The sequence below is a fragment of the Paenibacillus sp. H1-7 genome (assembly GCF_022354825.1).
In the GTDB taxonomy this organism is placed as follows: domain Bacteria; phylum Bacillota; class Bacilli; order Paenibacillales; family NBRC-103111; genus Paenibacillus_S.
Genome location: NZ_CP031168.1, coordinates 5,130,521 through 5,147,752 on the forward strand (window position 1 = coordinate 5,130,521; position 17,232 = coordinate 5,147,752).

Consider the following 17,232-nt stretch of genomic DNA (forward strand, 5'->3'; position numbering starts at 1 on the left):
AAAGAGAGAAGAACCCCTTGCCTGCTCTCCTGGATAAACGAAAAGAAGCATCCAGACGCGGCCGTCTGCAATGCTTCTCTTGCCTTCCTACCACTTCACGCGGGCGATCCCCAGCTTTGAAGGTGTTTATCTACGATCTCTTCAATTCGTTCAAGCATCGAGTACTTGATAACCCTGGAGCCCTTGAATGATACTTTTAATTGAAGCTCAGGGTCATGGAGACGCTCTTGGATCGCAGCACCAATGCTCTCTCGCAGCTCCGTATGCACGTCCGCTATTCGCAGCAAAGCCATAACGGAGAACGAAAAAAACTGAAAATACAGCTCCTCCGGATCGGATATAAACTCCCAGTTTCGTTCCTCCGGATTTAGTTGCGGCAGCTCCCCCGGGTCACGGATAATCTTCAGCAGCTCCTGCACGATGCCCTTATCCCTGAGCTTGCCTAGCAGGTAAATTGCTGCATAGCCGCGCACTTGGTTGTATTTGCGGCTCGTATGCGGAACAAACATGTCCCTTTCCTGAACGATGCGTCTAAGCATTGGGATCGCTGCAGCATCGCCGATTAATCCGAGGGCCATCGCACTGTGCTTCGGCAGGTGTTCCTCCTTGTCGCTCGACAGCCAGGATTGCAGCTGGGGCACCAGCTGAGCTCCGAGACGCTTCGCCGACCAAATGGCAATACCCGGCTTGGTTCCGGCAAGAGCCTCCCGGATCTCGGCAGGGTCTGTCAGCCACTTGCGGACAGCGTAATCTTGATTCACCTTAGTGGAGCTGTCTATAAACTCCACGCTCCTCCCCTGCTCCAGACAACCGGTTTCTTCCAATAAGGACCGCAGCTCCGCATAGGGAATGGTTGTTAGCGAGCAGTTCTTAGTTATACTTAGATACGCCATATCGGCAGCGGCTTCTCCGCTCTTCTGCATATCCCGTTTCATGCGGATGCAGCTGGCGAGATCATGATCAAGCGAGATGCTTCTGCCGGCAGCTAGCAAGCCTTCGGTACCATGCGGTATGTGGGTGCCAATCGGAATGGGAACCGTGAAGTTGAGCCCCCACAGACTGGAGACGACGGACCAATCCTGCTGCGCTTCGCTCTCGAAGGCAACGTCCTTGCTGTGATTATCCAAATTCGAGTATGCGTAAAAGAGCGGCTCCGAAGTATACCTTTCTTCGATAAAGTCTCCGAAGGTGACCGTCTCCTCGCCAACGATAAGCCTTCCTTCTCTCAGCCCGAGCTGCGGCATAATTTTCAACAGCCGTCCCTCATCATCCCGGTACTCCGCTTTCAAGTGTGTTTCTAGAAGAGCGGATTGTACAATCGACTTGGACAAGGCTTCCGGGTCTGCGGCGTCGACATATCCCGAATCCGTGTAATAATGGTGGATACGGTGATCTTTCAGGAGCTGCACGACATTGGAAAACGGCTGCACTTGACCGTCTGATGAACGCCCCCTGCGCACCTCGCAGCCTGCCAAAGCGCAAACCTCGGCCTCACTCGACGCATCGATAATGACGCGGCTGCCTGCGCTTTGGATGCCATGGGGCCCTATCCACCGCAGCCCCTTGACGGCGCGTCCTTCCATGTACACGCCAAGGACGATAGCCTCATACTGAAAGGCGGCACCGGCTGATGCGGTTTCCCGCTCCAGAACGATGCTCTTGGCATTGGCATTGACGCCTCCCGCTTTGAGAAAGGAAGCAGCCTCCAGCTCCGCCGTCCGAGTATCTACCTCTTCGTAGATTCCTCCGCGCGTTCCAAAGTAATAGCCGGTCACGCCGCCCAATGTTCCGGCTCCTCCCATCCCGTGCATTTGTTCCAAGCCGAGCACCTTCAATCCCAGCTTCGCCGCCCGGATGGCTGCAATGGCGCCTGCTGTACCTAACCCCACAATGATAACATCATACATATCTTTAAAATCGGGCTTGCACGATGTTTGTACAAGTCTGCCGTTCCAACGCTCGGAAAGGTTCATATCGCCGGTACCTCCATTTGAAATTGAACTCCCGCTTCAAATGCGGCAATAGGATCCGCATACGCAGCCGAAGGATGCCATAGCCAGCCCGGTGACAGTACGGATGTCTTCGCAGGTAAAGATACATCGAACGCGTCGGCAATAGTAGCCAGCTTCCACGGCTTCAACGATTCCGGCCGTGCTTCCCAGAACGACAGCAGCCTCTCCCTTGCTGCATGCCAATCGTCATCAAGCTCCAGCGGACAGCTGACGACCCACTCCGATGCAAAGCGCCCTTGATAGATCGTGAAGCCTTCCGTTATGGAAGGTGGATTTTGCGTGCTCTCCGGACGATGAATCATGGCATTGAGCCGTTTGCCCTGCAGCTGTCGTCCTGCCGAATCCGGGGCTGTCTCACAAAAGCTCGTAGTATCTATGATGGTGTCCACCTGCACCTTGGATAGTCCTGCGGCTCCCATCAAAGTGACCTCGTAGCCTCCGTCCGGCAGCGCAGCCGTTTCAATTACGCGGGTCAAGAAGCGCACCGGAAGCTTTTCGCTGGATATCACTCGATATAAGAGCGGCGCAAACGCCGGCCAGTGAATGCCTCCCTCTCCGCCGATGACGCTTCGATGCACCGCTTCGCTCATCAGCGTATTCGTTATCGGCGACACCTCTTGTGATAAATTCACCTTAGCATTGCGGAAAGCAGCGATAAATTCTGCTCCGACCGACCCGGTTCGTTCCACAACGAGGGCCTTCTCCTTCAGGCTGGATGCTAACCCAAGCCCCGCGAACGTGCTCCCGACGATTAAGACATGGAATCGCTCCACCTCGTGCATAATCTCTCTCCTCCTCTACTCTACTAATTATCCTCGGTATTCACGGGGAGCCATTCCGGTCACCTTCGTAAATACGCGGGTAAAATACAACGGATCGTTATATCCGATCTCTCTGGCGATCTCGCTGATCGGCTTGGATGATCCCGTGAGCATGGTCTTAGCATGATCGATTCGAACCTTTTCGACGAATTGCAGCGGGCTGATCCCTATTACTTTTTTGAACAGGGCGGAATAATGACTGACGGATAGGGACACATGCTCCGCTAACACCTCCCGGCTTATGGGCTCGGCATAATGCTGCCGAATGTACTTTACGCTGTTGTCCATGGCGCGATAAGAGCTCTCCTCCCGTGTCCGCACTTCGATTACGGCGGAGCATAGTTCATCCAGCAGCTGGAACAGGCCCAGCTTCGTCTGCCACTCATAGCCCGGCGATTTCGAATGCCAACCATCGTATAACTCCGCTGCCTGCCCATGGACAGAATGTCCGGGCAAGTAGAGCATTCTTGCTAACGGCAGCGGTGTCACCGTAACCGTAGTCTGCACCTCGCTTCCTTCCCATTGCACACGCAGCTGATGAAAATGTACGCCGAAATAATGAAGCGGCTTATCGCGGGAGCACTTCAGCTCCATCCGCATTCCCGGTGAGACATGAAAGATGCATCCCGGCCCAAGCTCATAGCTCTCTCCATTCAGATTGAGCGTACCCTCACCCTCGTAGATAAAAGCCAGATTGTAAACATTCGTTGAAGGCCGAACCGCGCAATAGTCGGTTCCCTCCCAAAAGTCGACGGTTCGGTGCACCACGTCCATAATTTTGGGGAAAAATTGGTGAAGATACTCTTTCTCGATGACATACCACGCTCCCAGCCAAGAGTTTATTTGTTTTTCGCCGTCTGAATGGCTTGGTTGATCTTATCGTCTGCCAGACGCAGTGCCGTATTCACATCCGTTCCCTTGCTTATCATGGCCGCGAATTCCCCTTGTAGAATAGAGGATGCATTGACCAGTGGCGCCATTTTGGCGTTAGCTTGCGGCATCGGAGCGAATTTGTTGTAAAACACGGCTTTGAAATTTTTGTCCTTGAACAGCTTATGACCGCTGCCGAGACTCGATCGGATTTTCTCATCCATTAGGATGGTTGGTCGGCCTTCCTTGTTCGCCTGCAGCTGAACTTCATCGGATAGCAGCTCCGTAACCACCTGGAACGCCTGCTCGGCTTTCTTATTCACATTGCTGATAAAATAATAAATGGTGTTGGGCTGATAACCGACTCCTTGCGCATCGGGGAATGTCGGAGCGGCCACCATATCCCAATCGAGATCCGGATCGCTCTCGAACCGCCCGTAGCCTGACATCGGAGAAGCCACCATCGCAACATTTCTCTGCTTATGAAATGCGGTCAGCTCTTTATCCGGCGTAATATCTCCCTCAGGCTTATTTCCGGGAATGTCGTAAATGGCCTTGTATGTCATGAGAAGCTTTTGGAAAGCCGGCACATTGACGGAGCTTTTTTCCTCCGTTGGATGAATCAGAGGCAGTGACAATTGGTTCTCCAGGATCATATTGCTGTAAAACAGCGACATGCCCCGGTATTGGGTTCCGTCTTCATAACGGGTCAAGCTGGCGGTGAGTCGGGTGACTTCCTCCCACGTCATGCCGTCCTTCGGAAAGGCAATGCCGAATCGCTTAAAAATATCTTTGTTATAAAAGAGAACGACAGTATTAAGATACTTGGGCAATCCGTAAATGGCACTTGTGGAGGTAGCATTTTTCAACGATTCCATGGTGGAAGGCTCGATCCGAGACATATCGTAGTTATATTTCTTGATCAAGCCGGTCAAGTCGTACTCAAGCCCCAGGGGGATAAGGGAGGATTGCATTCCTGCGAGCGAAGTGATCGTAATGTCAGGCGCTTGACCGGAAACCATCATGCTTTGCAGGCTGGTTTCTTTTCCCTCAATGATATATTTCAGCTTATAATGCGGAAACTTGGCCCTAACGGGCTCAGCGATCGTACGCTCGAATTCTTCCTGTGTGATGGAAGCAACCTTGGATAGAATCAGCAGCTCCGCCTGCTCCAGCTTGGCGTCTTGGATGTTTTTCGCTTCTTCTTTTGCCGAAGGCTTTTCTGCGGTTGGATTCCCGGCGGGAGCGCCGCCCGTGCATGCGGACAATAATACGATCGAAATTGCCGTGATGCAACCGATACTCCCCTTTGTCAATAGATACATCGACATTCCCCCTAATTGAATGAATACGCGGTTGAAAACCCTTTCATCACTAATTATAATCATCCGTTTTAGGGAGTAAATGGAGAATACCTCTAACTAATATGGATAATAAGCTGATGCGCTTTCCAGCCAAAACAAAAAAATAAAAAGCCTGATCACTCAAGCTTTTTCATTAGAATTCATGGTGCTTTGATATGTCTCAAGTATCGTTGTATCACGCAAAATCATAAATCCAGTGGAATAGTCATTGCTATGTAAGACGGAATCATTCATCACTTCTAATGCTTTGTCCAGTGTCATCCAAGTAACCGTCATCCCAAGCTGCTGTTCGTTCTCGCTAAGCATTGCGCTACGAGGGCTATGATTGGCTTTGGCTGCATAGCAGTAGGAATATTGCATAAAATCATTTCTCTTCTTATGCTCCTCGATATATCCCAGCTCATGAAATACTTCAGCTTCATAACCGGTTTCTTCCATAATCTCGCGCAAAAACGCGTCTTGTGCCTGTTCGCCATCCTCTATACCACCGCCAGGCAGCTTGTAAAGCTTCAGCTTCGACATATACATCATGGCAACGTTACCCTGTTCATCTACTACAATGCCTCTCGCGCTATAACGTGATACGGAATCCAGCAACTCGGGTTCACCGCCGACAATATCACTATCCGTAATTATTTTGATTAATTCCATTCCTTGTCCCCCAGCTTATCTAGTTTAATAAAATCATGCTCACAGCATCTCTAACAGTTCACTAACGCAATGCTCTATCTCTTTGTTTGTGCAATCCAAAGTTTTATCACTGTACTTCATGTAGAGCGGGACTCTTTCATCGTAAACGTCCTTCAGACTGTTTCCATTCTTGATCACAATACCTCTGGTCGTTATGTTGGTAAGCCTCCGCTCAATTTCCTCGTACGACACATGCAAATAAATAATCTGTCCGCCCTGTTTTAAAGCATTCATAGCTTTATCGGAATAAACGACGCTTCCGCCTGTGGATATGATGCAATGATTTCGCTGCAGCTCAGACACAATGCTTTCTTCAATTTCCATAAACGCTTCGATACCGTCATGATCGATGATTTCTTGCAATAGCCTGCCTTCCTGCTGCTGAATAACAAGATCGGTATCTACGTAGTCCATTCCCAAAGCTTTGGCAAGCAGCACACCTAAGGTGCTCTTACCGGCTCCGGACATACCTATAAGCACGATGTTCATAAGACCCTCACTTTTGATGGAGTTGAAAAATAATGAAGCTTTCATTCATCAGGTACAGCTGCGGTATGCAGTCACGCTGCTTCGATCACTTCGTCAGGGCGCCTGACCCGCGATGAGGCGCAGCCGTTCCTGCTCCCGCCCTGTTCAGCAGCAGGTATGCCAATACGGATGTGACGCAGCCGAGGGCGCCGACCATCAGGAAGCCGTCCTCCAAGGATAGCCAATCTCCGGCAGCTCCCATGAATAAGGGTCCCCCGAACATTCCTAAGCCGTAAATCGCCTGATAGAAGCCCATGGCTGTCGCCCGTTTCCCGGTATCCATATGCTTAATACTCAAGGACATCAGCACGGGAGAAGTGAAGCCTCTTCCGAAGCCCGCCAAAGCTTGCGTCAGCATCAGCACCCAGAGCGATGGAGTAAAAGGAATTGCCACTGTAAACACTCCGCTGATGACGAATCCGACTATGATTGTATTCCTCTCGCCCAGCTTTTGCGCCAAATGCCTTCCCCCGAACCAGGAGGCTAATGCGGTTGGGAACGTGGAAAAGAACGTCAGAAGTCCCATATCCAGCTTCGTAGCTCCAAGCGACTGGGCGAACACAGGTGTGAAGCCGAACACGGTCGCGAAGGTCAGCACCTGAAAAAGAATGGACAAGAAGGAAACAGTGAGCAGTTTCCGGTCCCTCGCTACCTCCAGAACACCCTCGAAGGTAATTTTCTGCGCATCCTTCTCCACCTTCTCGACCAGATACAATGCGCCGACGAGTCCTATCGCCCCTACCACCGCGCCGATGATAAATGACGACTCCCACCCGAACCGGTCCGCGAACCATCCGCCGAGAAGAATGCCGAGCATTTGCCCCATGGAATTGTAAAAGGATAACGTCCCCAACGCTTGAGTCGTGTCTTCTTTCTTAAAGTAGCTGACGAACAAAATAGTGAAATCCACCCAGGTCGCCGCCGCTGCTCCCGCAAGCGCTCTCAAGATGAGAATCCAGGTGACCTCCTGTGTGATCAGAATGCCGAGTCCGGCCAATACGGAGAATAGCAGTCCGAATACGATAAACAATTTGCGTTTGTGATAACGGTCGGAAAGCACACCTACGGGAATGCGCAGCAGCATCTGGCTGAGCCCGTACATGCCGACGATAAAGCCGGCCATTTGGTGGGAAGCGCCAAGATACTCTACATATGAAGCCAAGATCGGAACGCACGTATACATGGAAAACCAGAACAGCAAGGTCACGGCGCAAAAAAGCGGGATTCGATAATTTGCCTTAGCGTCTGCCAATGTGATCACTCCGCCCTATGTCATGGATATATCCTTCATCATAGTCAATAAGGAAGAGGATGACAAGGAGTGTAATGAAATCCATTTAGTAACCTGAAGGTAAGTATCGGAAAGAGGATTGACTGACCCAAAATATTCCATTACAATAATCGACGAATCTTATTAACGGCAAATCGTCTTTAGTTAGGAGAAGCTATGAACGCAGCAAAAATGGTCCCCACCGCGCTTTCGGGCTTACTGCTGATAAGCTCCGTGTTAGCTCCGGCTGCGCAAGCCTCGGCTTCCACCCGTTTTGCAGACACGGCAAATCACTGGGCTATGGAAGCGATAGATTGGGCGGTTCAAAATCATATTACTCAAGGGTACCCGGACGGTACCTTCCAACCGGACCTGCCGGTAGCGGAAGCGGAATTTCTGGCTATGCTGTTTCGCTCCACGCCAGTAACCGAGGCGGTTTATTCTTCTGCAAGCGGACCGGCTTCCAACGATACCGCTTCCCCAGAACAACGACATTGGGCGGATTCTTTGTACGAACAAGCGGCCAAGCTGAAATATCCGGTGGCAGGGATAAGCAATGTAGAGAAGCGCAACACACCACTTTCGCGTTTGAATGCTGCGGAAATTATGGCGGGTGCTTACGGTTACTCTTATCAGGGGGATGACGCCGTTATTTTCGTCATGGCTAACGAGTTGGCCAGCGGCAAGGATGACTCCTTCTCCTTGGAAAGCTACCGGGGAGCGGAACCGATTACGCGGGCGGAAGCGCTGGAGCTCATCAAGCGCTCCAAGGTTCGTCAGGTGTGTCGGCCCTCCGAGCCCGTCTTAAATCAGTTGGCGGCGAGAGGCTCCACTGCCTCGGCAGCAGCGGATGTACAAGCCTATTGCAATCAGCCCAAACGTGCGGATGCTGCGGCGAACGAAAAGAGCAGCATGGGTGGCTCAAGCAATGTAATGGCATCGGATAGCCCGCAGAACAAGCCAGTACATACCCCAGTTCCTCAGCGCGTTTGGTATCAAATTCAAAAGGGGGATACGGTTTACAAAATTTCTAAAATGTTCGGTACCAGTCTAAAAGAATTGACCGAGAACAACCAGCTTGCCAATCCGGAACAAATCGGCGCCGGCCAGTTATTGTATATTCCCGGCTTTCAGCTGCCTGAGGGCGAAGGCGAAATCGTTGTCAGCCAAGTGCTAAATGCCACCTTGACCGCATACACAGCCGGCTATGAATCTACCGGCAAAACACCGGAGCATCCGGCTTATCGCGTGACCAAAAGCGGCGCCCATGTGGAAGAAGGACGGACGGTGGCGGTGGACCCTTCCATCATTCCTTTTGGGACCAAGGTGTATATCGAGGGGATTGGATATCGTACCGCTGAAGATACAGGCTCTGCGATCACAGGCAGCCGCTTGGATGTATATTTCGAAGATTTGGAGGAAGCGCGACAATTCGGCTTGCAGAAAGGCATCACCGTTTACGTGCTGTCCTGATTATAAGGAACAGGCTTCTCGATTGAACTACAAAGCGCATGCCGTAATCGGCATGCGCTTTGCATTATATATTATTCTTGCACGCCTTCGGCGTATTTCTTGAAGTTATCCAAAATCGCTTGCCATCCGGCTTGCTGCATCTCAACGGCGTTGGTTTCTTCCGCATCGAACGTTTCAACGATTTTCGTGTCGTTGTCTTGGCGAATAAAGGAGACCTTCACTTTTCTGCCGTCGCCCAACGAATAGGCAATGCTCTCGTTAATGCTGACTTCGTCGTACACTCCGCCGAAATCAAATCCAAAGCTGCCGTCTTTCGCTTCCATTCTCGAGACGAATTTACCGCCGACCCTCAGATCGTTCTCGGCATGCGGCGTATGCCAGTCGTCGGAAGCATTATTCCATTGCATGATATGTTGGGGTTCCGTCCAGTATTTCCATACGCTTTCAACTGGTTTATGAACGATGGTTTCCACGGTGATTGTAACGGGATTAGCTGCTGCCATAATATTGCCTCCTAATAAGAAATTATGAATCTCTGAAAATACCGACAAGAGTCATTCATTCGTCTTACATAGGATCTATTATAGCATGTAAACGGCAGCAAGATTTCTTATAGATTGCTATTTTATTATTTCTTTACATTTCTCTTAGTGCTTCTTCTACGGTAACTATTTTCCCCATCCTCGACGACACACCCGCAGCATGCACCAGGCTCTGCGACTTCAAATAGTCGCTGCCGCTTGGTCTTGGCTCCCGCCGTTCCTTCAATGCCGCAAGAAATTCATCCAGCGACAGCATTTGTCCTACCCCGTCAAAGGTGTATACTTCTTCGTCCTTGCCATCCTTCATGAGCTGCACCCGGTTACTCGTTATAACAATTGCGCCTTCGGCCCCTTCGAAACGCCAATCGCCATACCATTCGGTCTGCTTACCTTTTGCCATCATGCTGCCGTGATAATCTACTATGGTTCCTCCGTCAAGCTCCAGCCACGCAGTGAGGTGAATCGTCGTCGTCTCCGTCCAGCTTCCGGGCGGGTTGCTGTTAATAGCGAATACTTTGATTGCCTCCTGGCCGGTAAAATAACGAATCATATCGAAATGATGAATCGTGACATCCTCCAGCAGTCCATTGGCCATCTTGCCAAAATAGGGGATGGAGACAACATGATAGCGGTCAAATTCGATGTGTACCGACGACAACGGTCCAATGATACCGCTGTCCAGCAGCTCCTTCGCCTTCCGTACCGGCGCAAAGAAACGGTAATTCTCGGAAATCATGAACGGAATGTTCTTCTGTTCGGCTTGGCTTACAATATATTGCGCATCCCTAATATCGTTCGATATCGGTTTCTCACACAGCACAGGCAAGTTATGTGCGAAGGCAATTTCGTTAATGGCTGTATGAATGTGAGGAGGTGTAACATTAATCACAAAATCGGGTCTTTCGCTCTGAATTGCCTCTTCCAAATTCAGATAAAAAGGAGTACCCGGATCAATCGTTTCCCGGAGCGTTGGATTCGTTTCAACAACACAGATCTCCTGAACGCCCGCATGGCGTTTCAGTCTTTTGTACCATCCTGAACCAAAGTTTCCCAAACCGACCAGAACCGCCTTCATATAGCTCATCCTCTCTTTCTGCTAGTTACAATTGATTTTTGTTTCGTGACGGTCCGGCATGGCACCATACGACGACAATAGGATCTTCCACGCTTGAAATAAGATGATGGTCCTCGCCTGGCTCAATAATGATAACGTCCCCGGTCTTGACAGGGTAAAAATGCTCTTTATTGATTTCGACCTCGCCCTTCCCTTGTAAAATAAGGAACGCTTCACAATCCTCATGCACATGATAATCCTTCCCTCCAGGACCATCGTTCGTATGCGCACGTGCTCCCGGCTTCTCAAAGGCAAGTCCCCCGTATGATAAGTATTCCCCAGGCATAATACCTTTCAAAATATGACCCTCTGTCACATCGGCTAACTGGTTCAATCGATATGTCCTCATTGCGAACACTCCTTCAAATTTTGTTATGTAAACTAGTCAGGGGCAAAGGGATGTAAATCCGCTCCCGACTCAGCTACAGCGTACATCCACTCACTATGATTATGAAAAATCGATATCTGTCGTGGTGAGCTCAGAAAGCCAAGCTGCATATATCAAGCTTATGCCGGACGCATAGGAAAGTAAATGTGAAAAGCCGACGATCATTTGTGAAAAATCGATATGAGAAAAACGTCTATCGACGTCCTTTCACAGAGGAGCGACCGCGTTAAGAGGTTGTTTTTATCGCCAAATAGAATTTTTACATCCGATGACCTCGGAATCTTTTAAATTTTATTGTGGTAAAAAAAGCCTGAATTGTCATGTGACAATTCAGGCTTTTTGATTACAGGACGGCAGCCGCCAAGGGCTTGGCCATCATCGCAATGTCCGCTTCCTGCAGCGGAACCGAATACAGCTTCACTTGGCGGATCACTCCGTCGAAAGGATCCTTGCCGTATGTATCTCCGAACGCATCGCTGCCGAAGCGCCCGCCATACCCTCCAGCTCCGGTATGCGGACCGACGATGGCGAACCCGGCACGAACACGGTCAGCCAGCCTCCCGTCAAGGTACAGGGAGACTGTGCCCTCGGCAAAGCTGAGAGCAGCATGGCGCCATTTGCCGCCTGCCGACGCATCTACGGGAGCCTGAAGCATCACCCGTTCTCCCTCCGATACGACCGCCGCTTCGAGCCCTCCTTCGCGAATTCTCAATGCCAAGCCATTCTTGCTATCGCCTTCGTCAAACAATACTTGGGTTCCTGCAAGCTGGTTCGGACTAAACTGCATGACGATCGTTCGCAAGGAGAAGGCGCTGTGCAGGAATCCTTCCGGCTCTTCTGCAGCCAGTCGTACAGGTGCATTCGTCGGCGTACCATATTGCGCCAATAGCGCATACTTATCCAAAAGCCGCGCCAGCTCAGGCTCGCTTATCGGGAAGACGGTGTTATGCCTTGCACGGTATGGGATGCGGAACTTGTCCTCACCGAGCTCTCTCCACTCGCGGAAATCGGTTGTCTCCATGATGCCGAACTTGCCGTAGGACCAATAATCGTAGAACAGCAGCCAACGGTTCGTCCCTTCCAGCTTCAAAAACTCCGGCCCCTCCGTGTAGTCGGGTGTCCGAAAACCCGTTTCGACCGTATATGGCCCCTCGAGCCGGTCGGCAACAGCCAGAACATTGCGGCAAGGATGCTTGACGCTGCGGTCGTATACTACGCTTTCATCCTTCACCGCCATGTAATATTTGCCTTCATGCTCAGCAAGCGATGCATCGATGGTCTGGTATCCGGGATCAAAGAACAGCGACGGCTCCGTTAATGTAATCCAATCAGGGGTCCAGGCAGAATAATGCTTGCTGTTGCCCAAATCTTGTCCGCAGCTGGATGCCCAATATATCAGATATTGGTTGCGCTCTGGATCGTATGTGAACTCCGGCGCCCAGCTGTTCATACAATCGTCTATGCCTTTCATGACCGGGAGCTTCCTCTCGTCTTCCCATGTAATCAGATCACTTGAACGGCAATAGCCTATGTATTCTCCCCTCGGACGGATCGTGAACACCATATGCCAGTTACCGTCGGCGCCTTTGGCAATGAATGGGTCTCGAAGTATGCCTTCTCCCAATGACGTACCGAACACGGGGCGATTTTCGTTAAGCTCATACCAGTGAAGTCCATCCCGGCTATAGGCATAATGAAGCTTTTCCTGCTTGTGGGTTTGGTTCGGCCCGGAGCTGAAGTATCCCATGAAATAGGCGGGAGCGCCTCCTGCGACTTCTGGCTGTATCAATCTGGACATGAGATTGTCTCCTTCTCTGATCATCTTTTGGCTTCCTCGATTTTTTTATTAGCTTCCTCTTCCGCCTGTCTCAAGATTGTGTTAGTATCCAGTTTTCCTTTCAAATATTCGACCATCGATTTATTGATGACCTCTTTAATGATTTCCTCATATTGGCTTGGCGGCGGATTTTGACCGCTCTTCATTTTTAGCAGAGCCTGCACGTTCTTTCCTTTCAACGACGCCATGTCCGCTCCAAAATCTTTCGTCACTTCCGGATCATTGATGACCGGGATCAATCCCCTTCGCGCCATGCGAGCCTGGCTCTCCTTCTCAGCCAAGAAGGCCATGACCTTGAACGCTTCTTCTTTATGCTTGCTCTTGGTGGACAGCAGCAGGCCCGATACATCAGTTTCCTTCACCAGCGGAGCTTCTTTGCGGCTCGGGAACGTAACGATATCCCAGTTCGGCTCTGTTCCCGCCTGATGCAGCTCCTCCAGCTGATTGAGACGGTTATATGCAACCATAATAGCCAAATTCTTGTTTTTCTCGAAGTCGTTGAAGATGCCTTTCGTCTGGTTGCCGGGGATATCCTTGATCGACTTGTACATTTCGAAATAGGATTTCCAGCTGTCGGATGTCAGCACAGCTTTGCCAGTATTCGGATCGTGAAGCGGAAGCATCAACGAGGCCGAGATACGGGGGGCGGCGATCAGGTCAAGTCCGTAATACTGCTGCCCGCCGTCCGTTCTGCTCAATTGGCGGGCGAGGCCGATCGCTTCATCCCAGGTAATGCCATCCTTCGGAAAAGGAACCCCGAACCGGTCGAAGATATCCTTGTTGTAATATAAAGCCGCAGGATTGCTGTAAAGAGGCAGCATATACAATTCGCCTTTGGTTCCGTAGCTTTTCAACGTTTGAATGATGTTCGGCTCGAATTTCGCCATGTCCAGGCCGCTGTTCTTGATATAGGCCGTCAGATCCTCGGCAAGACCGAGCGGCGTGTATTTATAAATATCGAAATTGGCCTGAAGCATCATATCGGGAAACGTCCCGGCAGTGAGCATATCTTCAAAAGATTGGTTGGCCGGCTTACGTACCAGCTCCATCGTAATATGCGGGAATTTCGCTTTTACCGGCTCCGCTATCAGCTTGCTGAAGTCTTCGTCCGTCACGTTGAGCAAATATTGAAGGACGGTAAGCTTGATCGGCTCTTTGTTCTCTTCTGTTAGAGCTGCTTGCTTCGGTGTATTCGAGCCCGTGCATGCAGAGGTCATAACCAATATTGCGGCAGACGCGAGGATCAGCGCTTTGTTACCTTTCATATGTAAACACCCCTTATTTTTTTGTCATAATGATCATACATGGCGAAACGCTTCGTTTGAATACAATTATCGGACGAAAAAGTGAGCATTCCGGACATCGCGCAGCATTTAATTTTTGCGGATGGCGTTGGAGAACGAATGGCTTTCACCGAGCTCGTTAACCGCTTTCACTTTATAATAATACCGCGTTCCTTCCGGCAGCCCGCTGTCGGTAAATGCCGTGTCCTTAATTCCCATGGCAATCGCTTCGTAGCCTGTATCCGGTTGAATGCTTCTGTATACGGTATATGTTCTTGTATTTGGCGAGTACATTCGGACCGAATCGAACCACGCGCCGGTACCGCTGCTATATAGAGCAAACTTCCCCGCCGCAGGCGAGCTGTCCGTTGCCCGCAGAATGGTGCCTTCATTATTCAGCTTGGCATAAATATGGTTTCCGTCGATCGTAAGGAACAGATACAGTCTCAATGGATCGCCGTTTGCTTGTTTCGCTGCAAGCACCTGTTCCTTGCCCAACGCTACTTTAATCAGCTTGTATTGCTTATCCGTTCGGTCGTATACAAACCGGATATGATTGTCCTGATCGAGGAAGCGCACGGCGATCCCCGCTTGCCCCGTCTGCACTCCGTCCGTCCATTCCAAGACAGCCTCCCCTTCATAGTTCCCTTGCGGAGTACTCGACCACACGGCAAATTCGCTGCCGCCTTCTTGAGCGCGGTAGCCGTTCACCCTCCGGCTGCGATCCGGGTGCGGCTCCACGTTCCACCCTTCGGCATGAAACGGCCCTGCCGTCCCGTCTTCAAAGTGATGCTCCTCCACCTCGGTTCGCGCCGGCTTCCATTGCATCGAGATGGATGGCCCGTCCTCCTTCTTGATCGACAGATCGCGGGGAGCAAGCGGCAGCAGACTCCTCGGGACGGCTTCCAGCTCCGTCGAATTCCGGCTCTCGCCCAATGCATTATAGGCCCTTACGGAGAAATAATAGCGGGTGTCGTTGTCTAGTCCGCTCACCAGCCAACCGGCATTGTTGCCGGCCTCTATCGTTCCGGTATACACTCCGGGCGCTTTGCCGTACAGGATCCGATAGCCAGCAGCTCCTGCGACAGATTGCCATTCCAGCACGACCTTGCCTGAACGCTCTGCATAGGCATGGCGCAGCAGCGGGATATCCGGAGCAGATAGCATAACGGGGACTTCGTTCGATGCCGGACTTTCCCCGCTTTCATTATAAGCCGCGACGGAAAAATAATAGGTTCGTCCTTCCGTCAATCCGGAAATGTCATACTCCAACGCTTGTCCGGCGTTGATCGTATACGTGTAAGCCTTTGACTCGGTGCCGTACTTTATCTTGTAGCCCGATGCATTCGGGATTGCGTACCATTGCAGATGAACCGAGCCATGGCCGGGCTCCGCCGCATACAGCCAAGCTTCCCGAGGTGCGTCGGGCGCTTCACCGTCCCACTCCAAGCGAGTAACGCTGTATGGAGCAACGGTAACCGGATTCCCGGTAGCTTCGCTGCGAACGGCAACCTGTTCCTTCTGTATCGCCGTATTGCGTGCAGCCGGGTCGTTTGAGGTCGTATAGGTTTGTTTCATGGCCGCAAGTACCGGCTTGCCGTTCATTTGTACGGACACTTGTTGTTCCTGAGCCGACTTGTTCGTAATGACGAGGTACCGCGTCCCGTTCTCTCCTTTGTATGCTGCAGCATATAACGCAGGCATGCTGCCTTCCGCCTTCGGCGATTCGGCTCCGCCCGTCACCTGTGCTCGCCATACGGCCGAGCTGTAGTTCACCGCCCCGTCGACAACCCGCAATCCGGCGGAAGACGCATGATAATAGCTGTCGTACGCAAGCGTTGACGGATCGACTGTCTCTCCCCGCTGATACGCGTCCTCCATGAGCAGGGAAGCATTGGCTCCGCCTCGGGCCGCATTTGTATTGAAAATCCCGTTATGCAGCCGGTAGCCCGCCAAGTATGTAATATTCGGGTGGGTGGATAGCCGCAAAATCGATTCCGCGACATAAATCCCATGATATTGCGTGCTCTCAAGAATGCCGCCCAGTGCGACCCCTTGCTCCCCCAAATAAATCGGCGTATCTTGCTTTTGCAAATGCGGCACGTAGTTCGTGTCGATAAGCGGTACGAGCTTCTCCAATGCGCTATTGGCGCTTTTTACAGCTTCCGCAACCGTTCTTCCGTCGCCTTCAAAGCGGTGAAAGGTTATACCATCCCAGTAGGGGTCCGGATACTGGTATACGTCCTTGTCAAACGCCTTCGCCATCTCAGGCTTATTGCTGTTGGCCACGGAAATGATAACCTGCGCCCCCGGATAATTGCGTTTGATCGCATCGAAGTGGCCGCGAACCCTATCCAGATAATCCGATGCCGTCTTGTAGTACGCCGTATTTTTGCCGCTGCTTGATGTAAAGAACATGATTTCGTTCCCCAGCTCAAAATAGATGACCGGGACGCGGTTATCATATAAATATTTGGCCAAATCTCCGGCCTGCTCTGCCGTTTGGCGCGTCGTATTGACCGTGATCATTGCCTTGGTGTTAGTCTTGCGAAGAAGCTCCACATAATCTGTGATGTGCTCTCCGCCCTTGGCTTGGCCAAGCCGAAAGGTCGTATGCGGCCCATGAATCGTGCCGTCCGGTCCGAAGGAAAATGCGCCGTAATCGATATCCGGCATCCCCGTCCGCCAGTTGAACACATCGGAATTCGTCCCGCCCGGCCAGCGAATGAAGCCGAGACGTCCGTAATGGTTCACCTCATCGATCAATTGCTTATGATTGATGAAAGCCTCTTTGTTGCTGGTCTCATTATTTACGCCTCTCATGCCGTAAGGGATCGGTTTCTCACTCCTCGTATCGATATCAATAACCGCGTGAGCTGCGTCCGTTTGAAACGGTATCGTGCTCATTTCAGCATCTCCTCCATCCTTCGTTGTCAGGCTCCCTTCAGGCCACAGCAAGTAAGCTATGGCAAGCAACGACACTATAACCGGCATGACGCCTCTTCCCCTCAATCTATATACACCTTCTTCCTCCAAGGGT

The 17,232-nt window shown here is 51.2% G+C and carries 14 protein-coding genes; 1 reads left to right on the top strand and 13 read right to left on the bottom strand.

What is annotated here, in order from left to right:
- Positions 1 to 95: 95 nt before the first annotated feature.
- The 7 genes from DVH26_RS22645 to DVH26_RS22675 all read right to left on the bottom strand — a co-directional run bounded on the left by DVH26_RS22645 (position 96) and on the right by DVH26_RS22675 (position 7,537).
- Positions 96 to 1,973: an FAD-dependent oxidoreductase gene (locus DVH26_RS22645; RefSeq protein WP_239625679.1), complete on the bottom strand. Its 1,878-nt coding sequence runs from the start codon at positions 1,971 to 1,973 to the stop codon at positions 96 to 98.
- The gene (locus tag DVH26_RS22650; RefSeq protein ID WP_239625681.1) at positions 1,970 to 2,794 is read right to left on the bottom strand and encodes a hypothetical protein; all 825 of its coding nucleotides are present in this window, start codon (positions 2,792 to 2,794) and stop codon (positions 1,970 to 1,972) included. The genes DVH26_RS22645 and DVH26_RS22650 overlap by 4 nt, the downstream gene beginning before the upstream one ends.
- 27 nt (positions 2,795 to 2,821) lie before the next feature.
- Positions 2,822 to 3,601 (bottom strand): AraC family transcriptional regulator, encoded by a 780-nt coding sequence (locus DVH26_RS22655; protein WP_239625683.1) that lies wholly within the window; start codon positions 3,599 to 3,601, stop codon positions 2,822 to 2,824.
- A gap of 71 nt (positions 3,602 to 3,672) precedes the next feature.
- Positions 3,673 to 5,028: an ABC transporter substrate-binding protein gene (locus DVH26_RS22660; protein ID WP_239625685.1), complete on the bottom strand. Its 1,356-nt coding sequence runs from the start codon at positions 5,026 to 5,028 to the stop codon at positions 3,673 to 3,675.
- Between the two features lie 159 nt (positions 5,029 to 5,187).
- The gene (locus tag DVH26_RS22665; RefSeq protein WP_239625687.1) at positions 5,188 to 5,718 is read right to left on the bottom strand and encodes an NUDIX hydrolase; all 531 of its coding nucleotides are present in this window, start codon (positions 5,716 to 5,718) and stop codon (positions 5,188 to 5,190) included.
- Between the two features lie 39 nt (positions 5,719 to 5,757).
- Positions 5,758 to 6,246 carry a shikimate kinase gene (locus DVH26_RS22670; RefSeq protein ID WP_239625689.1) on the bottom strand — a complete coding sequence of 163 codons (489 nt, stop codon included), beginning with the start codon at positions 6,244 to 6,246 and terminating at the stop codon, positions 5,758 to 5,760.
- A gap of 85 nt (positions 6,247 to 6,331) precedes the next feature.
- Positions 6,332 to 7,537: an MFS transporter gene (locus DVH26_RS22675; protein ID WP_239625692.1), complete on the bottom strand. Its 1,206-nt coding sequence runs from the start codon at positions 7,535 to 7,537 to the stop codon at positions 6,332 to 6,334.
- 195 nt (positions 7,538 to 7,732) lie between these two features.
- Here DVH26_RS22675 and DVH26_RS22680 point away from each other — a divergent pair, with 195 nt between their 5' ends.
- Positions 7,733 to 9,028, top strand: a complete 1,296-nt coding sequence (locus DVH26_RS22680; protein ID WP_239625694.1) for a 3D domain-containing protein — start codon at positions 7,733 to 7,735, stop codon at positions 9,026 to 9,028.
- Positions 9,029 to 9,099: 71 nt separating this feature from the next.
- On the opposite strand, the gene DVH26_RS22685 is transcribed toward DVH26_RS22680, so the two are convergent.
- From DVH26_RS22685 to DVH26_RS22710, 6 genes are all read right to left on the bottom strand, one after another.
- Positions 9,100 to 9,531: an SRPBCC family protein gene (locus DVH26_RS22685; RefSeq protein ID WP_239625697.1), complete on the bottom strand. Its 432-nt coding sequence runs from the start codon at positions 9,529 to 9,531 to the stop codon at positions 9,100 to 9,102.
- Positions 9,532 to 9,664: 133 nt separating this feature from the next.
- Entirely contained in the window at positions 9,665 to 10,654 is a 990-nt protein-coding gene (locus tag DVH26_RS22690) for a Gfo/Idh/MocA family protein (RefSeq protein WP_239625699.1), read from the bottom strand.
- A 16-nt stretch (positions 10,655 to 10,670) separates the two neighbouring features.
- Positions 10,671 to 11,033, bottom strand: a complete 363-nt coding sequence (locus DVH26_RS22695) for a cupin domain-containing protein (RefSeq protein ID WP_239625701.1) — start codon at positions 11,031 to 11,033, stop codon at positions 10,671 to 10,673.
- 382 nt (positions 11,034 to 11,415) lie between these two features.
- A complete protein-coding gene (locus DVH26_RS22700) occupies positions 11,416 to 12,870 on the bottom strand; it encodes a LamG-like jellyroll fold domain-containing protein (RefSeq protein WP_239625703.1) in 1,455 nt (484 codons plus the stop codon).
- Between the two features lie 20 nt (positions 12,871 to 12,890).
- Positions 12,891 to 14,174: an ABC transporter substrate-binding protein gene (locus tag DVH26_RS22705; protein WP_239625705.1), complete on the bottom strand. Its 1,284-nt coding sequence runs from the start codon at positions 14,172 to 14,174 to the stop codon at positions 12,891 to 12,893.
- Between the two features lie 108 nt (positions 14,175 to 14,282).
- Positions 14,283 to 17,186: a fibronectin type III domain-containing protein gene (locus DVH26_RS22710; protein ID WP_239625707.1), complete on the bottom strand. Its 2,904-nt coding sequence runs from the start codon at positions 17,184 to 17,186 to the stop codon at positions 14,283 to 14,285.
- Between the last annotated feature and the right edge of the window lie 46 nt (positions 17,187 to 17,232).